This window comes from Mycobacterium simiae (assembly GCF_008370645.1).
Taxonomy (GTDB): Bacteria; Actinomycetota; Actinomycetes; order Mycobacteriales; family Mycobacteriaceae; genus Mycobacterium; species Mycobacterium simiae_A.
Map to the genome: position 1 here is coordinate 1 of NZ_VTZN01000213.1, position 7283 is coordinate 7283.

Sequence of the window (7283 nt, forward strand, 5' to 3'; positions counted from 1 at the left end):
CTCGGTGAACGGGACCGGCGTGCATTCGTCGTCGCTGCGTGACGCGGACTACGGTGTCGCGACGAGTGCGGGCCAGCTGGCGGTGACTGGCACCCGCTTCGCCGGCGAGGACGGCTCCTTGAGGGTGGACGCGGAACTGCCCGAAGTCCTCGCTGGCACTGCGCCCGGCAGGCGACGCGAGGACGACCGAGTCTTCGTATTCAACAGCGGCATGGCCATTACCGATATCCCGGTGGCCCACGCCCTGGCCAACGAAGCGATCGCGCGTGGACGCGGACAGGAGATACGGCTGTGGAGCTAGCGCACAGGCCTTTGTCGTTGCCGGCGATTGAGCCCGGCTGGTTACGGCAAGTCGCAACCGACCGTTCGTTGTTGGCCGAGATGGCTCACGCGGTAGGGGGGCCATTTCATGTGCTGTACCCGCCGCGGTTCGAGCACAACCTGACAGCCTTTACCGATGTGATCGCGTCGGCCGGGGTGCAGGGGCAAGTGTTTTACGCGAAGAAGGCAAATAAGGCGGGATGCTGGCTACGGGGCTGTGCACAGGCCGGTGCGGGAGTCGACGTGGCCAGCACCCCGGAACTGGTTCATGCGCTTGGCTGCGGTGTGCGGGGTTCAGACATCGTGGTCACCGGGCCGGCCAAAAGCGAGCATCTGCTCTGGCTGGCCGCGCGCCACGGTTGCCTGATCGCCGTCGACGCCCTCGACGAACTTGACCGGGTGATTGCGTTAGCCCATCGTGGGGACAATGCTCGCATCCTCTTGCGAGTGCTCCCGGACGTCAATCCGCATAGCCGATTTGGATTGGATCCCGACCAGTTGGAGACCGCGCTACAGCGATGCGCCCAGCAGCGGTCGCGGGTGTCGATGGAAGGATTCTCGTTCCACCTCAACGGATACGAGGTCAAACCGCGGGCGGACCTGGCAGATCAGTTGGTCGACCGTCTCGTTGACGCACGAGCACTAGGGCTGGCAGCGGCCTCGATTTCAATTGGTGGCGGGTTCGCGGTGAGCTATCTCGAGGCCGAGACCTGGGCACGATTCCTGCGTGACAGCGACGCAACAGACTTTCACGCCGGAAAAACGTTCACCCATTTCTACCCATACCACCAGGCGCCGACCGGGGCCGACATGTTGGCTGCGATCCTCGCCAGCCAAACCGGCTGCGGCCAAGGCACAGTCGGCGACAAGTTCGCCGCCACGGAAACCAAGCTGCTGCTCGAGCCGGGTCGTGCGCTGCTTGATGGGGCAGGGGTCACGGTTTTTCCCGTCCAGGGGTTCAAGCGCCGAGGCGACTACGGGATCATCACCGTCCTCGGGTTGAGCGCCAGCTTGTCGGAGCAATGGAAGTCCAGCGAGTTCCTCCCCGATCCGACGCTGTGGCCGCACACGAGCCCCGCTGAGCCGGAGCCACCAGTGCCGGTCCGATGCTGCGTCGGCGGAGCCAGTTGTCTGGAGTACGACATGTTGACCTGGCGTAAGGTCGTTTTGCCACGAGCGCCGCGTCACGGCGACTTGTTGCTCTATCCGAACACTGCCGGCTACCAGATGGACAAGAACGAGTCTGAATTTCACGGGCTCCCATTGCCGCCGAAAATTGTTGTGGCCCTTGGTGATCAGGGCAAGTTTCGGTGGCAGCTGGACCGCAACAGTGACTACCGGTGAGCCACGCGCCGGTGGGTGACGATCGCGGAATCCGTCTCACTCCACTGGTGCGCACCGGCCGGGAACTCACCGCCTTGGCGGCACCGATCGCGGGTGTGCAATTTGCTCAAGTTGCGCTAACGACAACCGACTTAGCGGTCATGGGGCTGATCGGTGTGCAGGCCATCGCCGCCGGCGGGTTAGCCGCGATCCTGTACAACCTGATGCGCACCATGTGCGTCGGTGTGGTGACCGCGGTAGGGAACTTGGTCGCCGGTGCCGCCGCTCAGGGTGAAGCACGTTCGGGCAGCGATGGCCCCGACGCCCAGGCGCAAACGGAAGTTCGCCAGATCACCCGATCCGCGTTCTTGGTGGCCACGGTTGCGGCCGTGCTGCTGGGAGCCGCACTGATTGCCTTGGGCTACCTTTTGCCGATCTTCGGGCTCGACAAGGACGTGCTCGCGGGCGCGCGACCGATGATGATCACCCTGGCGCCCGGGCTGGTCCCGATGGTATGGCTCAATGTTTTGCGGCAGTTCTCAGTCGGCATGCGTCGTCCGGGTCCCCTGTTGGCGGTCAGCATCGCCTCTATCGCGGTGAATGCGGCGCTGGACTTCGCTCTTGTCTATGGCGTGCTGGGTGTTCCGCGGCTGGGCCTGGCCGGGATCGGGCTGGCAACAACGCTGGTGCAGACACTCAGCGTTGCCGTGTTCTACTTCATGCTGCGTCGTGACAGTCGTCTGGCCCCGCTATTGTCAATCGACGCCTGGAATGCCGACGGTCGAATAGCGCGCAATATCTTGCGGCTGGGCGTTCCTATTTCCTTGACCTACGGCTCAGAGGCTGGGATCACCTCCTTGGCCGCTGTAGTGATGGGGGCTTTCGGTCCTACCGCACTGGCTGCGCATAATGTGGTGACTCAGCTGACCCGCATCGCATTCCAAATCAGCATTGGCCTGTCCCATGGATCATCAATCCTCATTAGCCGTGCGATCGGCAAAGGTGATAAGGGGCAGGCCAAGCAGATAGCCGTCGCCGCCCTGCTGCTTGGTGCGATCACCACCGTCATACTCGGGCTGCTCTACTTGGTGGCACCGACTGCGGTGTTGCGGCCGTTCCTGGACCCCACCGACTCAGCAACTATCGTGGTTGCGAAATTTTTCCTGCTGTTTGCGATAATCCAGCAAATCGTGGATTTCACGCAGAACATCGCGGTGGGACTGCTGCGCGGCATCGGGAATACCACCGCGGGACTGCGCGCAACATCGGCCGGATATTGGTTGGTCGGCCTGCCTACCATGATGCTCCTGGCTTTCCCTGCCCATCTGCACGGAGCGGGAATCTGGATTGGTCTGAGCACCGGGTTCGCCGCGACAGCAGCGTTGCTACTGCGCCGGTTCCGCAAAGATCTGCCACAAACGGCCTGGCCAGCGCCTTCCCCTGGCAGCCAGCCGCTTGAGGACTATCCGCTCGAGGACTGACTTTCGACAATTCGCCTCGATGTGAGATGGCGGGCTTGCGATGAATCCTCAAGCGGCTAGCCGGGTTTCGGCGAGATCGTTGAGCGGGCGACAGCACGCTCTCTGCGGTCCTTCCTGACGCCTTGGGCTGCCGGCACGCTGTTGGGACCTGCCGGCGCGCACAGCCGCACATGACGCGAGGAGCTCTGTGGCCGGTGCACGCGAGGAACCGCCGGTTTGGTCCGAGCACATTGCGCGACGGGTTGCCCGGCGTGCCACAACGGATGCGCACTATGTGACCCGAGCGACGGGGTTGGCAGACGGCACCGCTTCGAACGCTAATCGCCAGTGCGCTCGAACGTTTCCTCGAATTCGGTGATGTGGCTGCAGGACCCGGACTGTTGATGGTGACCGTGCCCGGTGAGCCGCACGATCGGATCCTGCGGTGGTTGAGGCGGCGCAAACTCCGCGGTATTTGCCACATGCGAGGTGCCGCCGTTTCGGCACTTCACGTGCTCCTCGGTGGACAAGACCCAGGTTCTGCCGCCAAATACCAGCGGCTTGGATCCATCCGGCGGTGCGTGGAAATAGCTCATGCACCGATCACCCGTGCGCAGACAGTCGGTGGAGACCACCCAGTCGTACTCCTGTTTGGGCTCTTCCGCCCAGTTGACGGTGTCGTGGTACCGGCCGCGCAGCGCTTCGGCGGGCGACACCACCCGCGGCGGCTGGCTCGCGGGGTCGGAAACGCTGTTGACGTCGACGTCTCCGATGCGCGTGAAGGTCACGGGATTCTTCACCCCGCACCCATTGGCGCTGGTCTTAGCGATTTCGCCGGCCAGGGTGCCGTCGGGACGCTGTTGCAGGGTCATCACCACCCAGAATTCACCGGGAACGTCGAGGCATGTGTCGGTGCCGGTGCCCACGGCCAACCAGCGTCCGCCGACGTCGTCGAACACCATCGTCGACAGCATTGTGGTTTCGCCGCCAACGCGTGACGCCGTCGCTACGCAACCGGTGGGGCGGCACACCGAGCGCACCCCCCACGTGGTCGTCGATGGCTTCGGTCCTTCGACCGGCCCGCCGTCGATGCCGAGGGCCGGGCCATAGTCGCCCCGGTAGGTGCCGGTGAAGGGACCCGCGGTGGTGGCCGCCGCGCCGGTCGGGGGCGCTGCGGTGGCAGGACTTTGGTGCCTTGTAAGCTTCACGCCCGCAAAGATGCCGCCCCCGATCAGCACCGCGGTGGCCACCAGGGCGGCGACCATGACGTGGGGGCGTCGACCCTGCCGCGTGCCGATGGGCGGTGGCAACTGCGACGGTGATGGTTGCGGTGGTAACTGTGACGGTAATGGTTGCGGTGGCGGCTGCGGTGCCTGTGGCCGGACCGGCGCGTACCTGCTGTGCGCGACCTGGGTCTCTTGGGGGTCATGCTCGTAGGTCGGTGTTGGCGCCGGCCGGGGGGCTTGGGCGCCGGCGCCCCAATCGGACCCGCGTTGCAGCTGCGCAGTGAAGTCCTGGCAGCGCGCGAACCGCTCGGCCGGCTTCTTGGCCATCGCTCTGGCGAACACCGGCTCCAGGTGTGTCAGTTCGGGGCGGTATTGGCCGATCGATGCCGGCGGGGCCATCACATGCTTGGTGATGACGACCGCGGCGCTGGGATAGTCGTAGGGCCGTGCCCCCGCGAGCAGGTGAAAAGCGCTGCACGCCAATGCATACTGATCTGCGCGCCCGTCGAGCGGCTCACCCATGAGCTGTTCGGGCGCAGCATAGGCGACCGTACCCATGGCAACGTTGGTGGCCGTGAGCCCCGCGGTGTCATCCAAAGACCGCGCGATGCCAAAGTCGGCCAGATACACCCGCTGTGTTTCCGCCCCCGGATCCGCGATCAGGATATTCGACGGTTTCACATCACGATGTAGCAGGCCGCGCTGGTGTGCGTAGTCCAGGGCCGACGCAACCGGGGTGATGATCTGCATCGCCACGCTTACCGGCATCCCGCTGGGATAGCGCTCGTGCAACAGTTGGGCCGCATCAATGCCGTCGACGAAATCCATGGAGATCCAGAACTGTCCATCCGACTCGCCGCAGTCATGAATGCCGAGAATGTTGGGATGCGAGAGGCTGGCAGCGATGTCTGATTCGCGCGCGAACCTGGCCCGGTACTCGGGCTCACCGGTGAGGGCAGGCGAGAGCACCTTCAAGGCGTCGCGGCGCGGCAGCCGCGGATGTTGGGCCAGGTATACCGCGCCCATCGCGCCCGAACCGAGCACCCGCAGGATCGTGTATCCCGCGAACACCTCGCCGATCCTCAACGGCATGGGCAAAATCATAAGTCTAGTTTCAGGCACGAGGACGGAACACCGCCAGAATCAGGCCATCCTCGCGAGTGCGCCCATTCACCACGCTTCGCCGAGGATCATCCCCAGGCTCTGATCGTTGCTCACCCGGCCAACTGGCCGTCGAGCCCACCGGTACGCCATCGATTGCCGTTCTTGCGAGCATAGAAGAAGTCGCGGACCTTCTCGAAGGCATTGGCCGTGATGCCGACGACATCTCTACGCAGCTTCACCAGTGTCGGTGCAACCGCCGGCATCCGGGCGACAGGCTCCTCGATTTGGGCGGCAGACGCGGATCCTTCGGCGCGGACCTCGCTGCCCTGTCCGTCTGCCGCGATCGCGTGTCCAACCGCGGCGTGATCGTGATCCCGACTCGCGAGGGCGAGCAGGGTCGGTGCGATTTCACGTGCGACCAGGGCGCGACGTACGGCATGACTCAGCTGTCGCATTCCGACGCGGTCGTCGGCTTGCCAACCCGATTCGCGAAGCACACCGATCGCCGACCCGAAATCCTGCTGTCTTTCGGCTTCGTCGCGAGGCTGGAATCCCGCGTCGCACTGATCAATTGGCTGATTCAAGGTCGCGGGAACGTGGCGGGGGCAGCGGAGCAGGAGTTCGTCAGAGGCTCGCCGACAGCGAGGCCCGCGGTGAAACGCCGACTGCGCGTCCACCTGTACCAGCGGGTGCTCGATGGCGTCATCGGCCTCGGCTTTCCACCTGGAGGCCGCCTACGGAGTAGCCGCGCCGGCCTGTGAAACGTTCGCCGAGATGCTCGACTACTGGGCGCCCGACAAGCCTTGAGTCAGCCGCCCCATTTTGCGGCCTCGGCCTGGTCGCGGGCCATCATGGCCATCGTGTTGGCCTCATGAGTGCTGGCCATCGACTGGTAAGCGCGCACCAGGTCCGCCATGGCCTGGTTCCACTGCGCCTGCCAGGTCTGGTAGGTCATCGCGGTGTCACCCTGCCATGCGTTGTGCAGCGCGACCTGCTCGGCCGAGATATCCGCGCCGAGGCTGTGCATCGTGGCGGCATAGCCCGACATCTCCCCGGCATGGGCCAGCATGGCCGGGTAGTTGTACATGATTTGCGACATCACGAACCCTTTCTCAGCTCGGGTCAGAACCCGGTGTAGGTGGATGCGGCGGCGGCATCGGCGGCCACGTAGGTACCGGCGGCATCACCCAAGTTGGCCTGTGCGATATCGAGCAAGGTGTTGACGCGGGCCGCCACCTCGACGAAGCGGGCGTGCGAAGCCTGAAACGCCGCAGCCGACTCGCCCTGGTGAAACGCTTGCGCCGACAGCGCGGCCTGCTCGGCTTGACCAATCGTGTGGCGCATCAGCCCCGCTTTGGCGGCAAACGCCGATTGCGACGCCACCAGCTGGGGAATGTGCGCATCTAACAGACTCATTGCTGCTCTCCTTATCTGCTTGTCAAGAAATCCCGTAGGTCGCGGCCGCCGCTGCGTCCCCGGCCAGATAACTCGCGCCGGCCTCGCCGACACCCACGCCCGCCCGGCCGAGTTCTGCCACGCCCTGGGCCGCAATCACGGTGTGCGCCACGCCTTGGGCGCTGAAGCCGGCCGCGGTCTCCAGTGACACCGGATCCGCCGCCGGCGGCACCACCGCCGTAATCAGCGCAGCCGCCTGGGCTTGTGCGGCGGCAAGGCGCGCCGCCAACGCCTCCACCGCGGCGCTGGCACCGGCCAATCCCTCGGGAACCGCTCGCAATGTCATGACACCCACTCCTCTGCTGTTTCGCTGATCATCGGCCAGATGTGTCCCTTCGGGAACCTTTATCGGCGGTTTTGTCACGGGCCGCTGAGTCCGTTTCCCAGGTGCGGG

Annotated in this window: 6 protein-coding genes and 3 pseudogenes; 4 read left to right on the plus strand and 5 right to left on the minus strand. The window is 64.9% G+C overall.

Features of this window, described 5'->3' with window-relative positions; genetic code table 11:
• The 3 genes and pseudogenes from F0Q45_RS22985 to F0Q45_RS22995 form a co-directional block, all read left to right on the plus strand.
• Positions 1-301: pseudogene (locus tag F0Q45_RS22985) on the plus strand (ornithine cyclodeaminase); the annotation flags it as partial.
• Positions 292-1665, plus strand: a complete 1374-nt coding sequence (locus F0Q45_RS22990) for an alanine racemase (protein ID WP_262491127.1) — start codon at positions 292-294, stop codon at positions 1663-1665. The pseudogene F0Q45_RS22985 and the gene F0Q45_RS22990, both read left to right, overlap by 10 nt.
• The gene (locus tag F0Q45_RS22995) at positions 1662-3125 is read left to right on the plus strand and encodes an MATE family efflux transporter (RefSeq protein WP_149656108.1); all 1464 of its coding nucleotides are present in this window, start codon (positions 1662-1664) and stop codon (positions 3123-3125) included. The genes F0Q45_RS22990 and F0Q45_RS22995 overlap by 4 nt, the downstream gene beginning before the upstream one ends.
• A gap of 317 nt (positions 3126-3442) precedes the next feature.
• Here the strand turns inward: F0Q45_RS22995 and F0Q45_RS30005 are convergent, their stop codons facing one another.
• Together F0Q45_RS30005 and F0Q45_RS29615 are read right to left on the minus strand one after the other, a co-directional pair.
• Entirely contained in the window at positions 3443-5422 is a 1980-nt protein-coding gene (locus F0Q45_RS30005) for a serine/threonine-protein kinase (protein ID WP_188113111.1), read from the minus strand.
• A gap of 128 nt (positions 5423-5550) precedes the next feature.
• A pseudogene (locus F0Q45_RS29615) lies at positions 5551-5754 on the minus strand (Cro/Cl family transcriptional regulator); the annotation flags it as partial.
• Here F0Q45_RS29615 and F0Q45_RS29620 point away from each other — a divergent pair.
• Positions 5734-6241: pseudogene (locus F0Q45_RS29620) on the plus strand (mycobacterial-type methylenetetrahydrofolate reductase); the annotation flags it as partial. The pseudogenes F0Q45_RS29615 and F0Q45_RS29620 sit on opposite strands and share 21 nt — an antisense overlap.
• A gap of 1 nt (position 6242) precedes the next feature.
• Here F0Q45_RS29620 and F0Q45_RS23015 read toward each other — a convergent pair.
• From F0Q45_RS23015 to F0Q45_RS23025, 3 genes are read right to left on the minus strand one after another with little or no spacing between them, the layout of a single operon-like run.
• Positions 6243-6533: a WXG100 family type VII secretion target gene (locus F0Q45_RS23015; protein WP_149656110.1), complete on the minus strand. Its 291-nt coding sequence runs from the start codon at positions 6531-6533 to the stop codon at positions 6243-6245.
• A gap of 23 nt (positions 6534-6556) precedes the next feature.
• Positions 6557-6850 carry a type VII secretion system protein EsxG gene (gene esxG / locus F0Q45_RS23020; RefSeq protein ID WP_149656111.1) on the minus strand — a complete coding sequence of 98 codons (294 nt, stop codon included), beginning with the start codon at positions 6848-6850 and terminating at the stop codon, positions 6557-6559.
• A gap of 22 nt (positions 6851-6872) precedes the next feature.
• On the minus strand, positions 6873-7175 hold the full coding sequence (locus F0Q45_RS23025; RefSeq protein WP_149656112.1) for a PE family protein: 303 nt from the start codon (positions 7173-7175) through the stop codon (positions 6873-6875).
• Between the last annotated feature and the right edge of the window lie 108 nt (positions 7176-7283).

Bases quoted from the DNA above. Each gene is read 5' to 3' on its own strand.
- F0Q45_RS23025 (WP_149656112.1), bottom strand. From the start codon at position 7,175: ATGACATTGCGAGCGGTTCCCGAGGGATTGGCCGGTGCCAGCGCCGCG.
- F0Q45_RS23015 (WP_149656110.1), bottom strand. From the start codon at position 6,533: ATGTCGCAAATCATGTACAACTACCCGGCCATGCTGGCCCATGCCGGG.
- esxG (WP_149656111.1), bottom strand. From the start codon at position 6,850: ATGAGTCTGTTAGATGCGCACATTCCCCAGCTGGTGGCGTCGCAATCG.
- F0Q45_RS30005 (WP_188113111.1), bottom strand. From the start codon at position 5,422: ATGCCGTTGAGGATCGGCGAGGTGTTCGCGGGATACACGATCCTGCGG.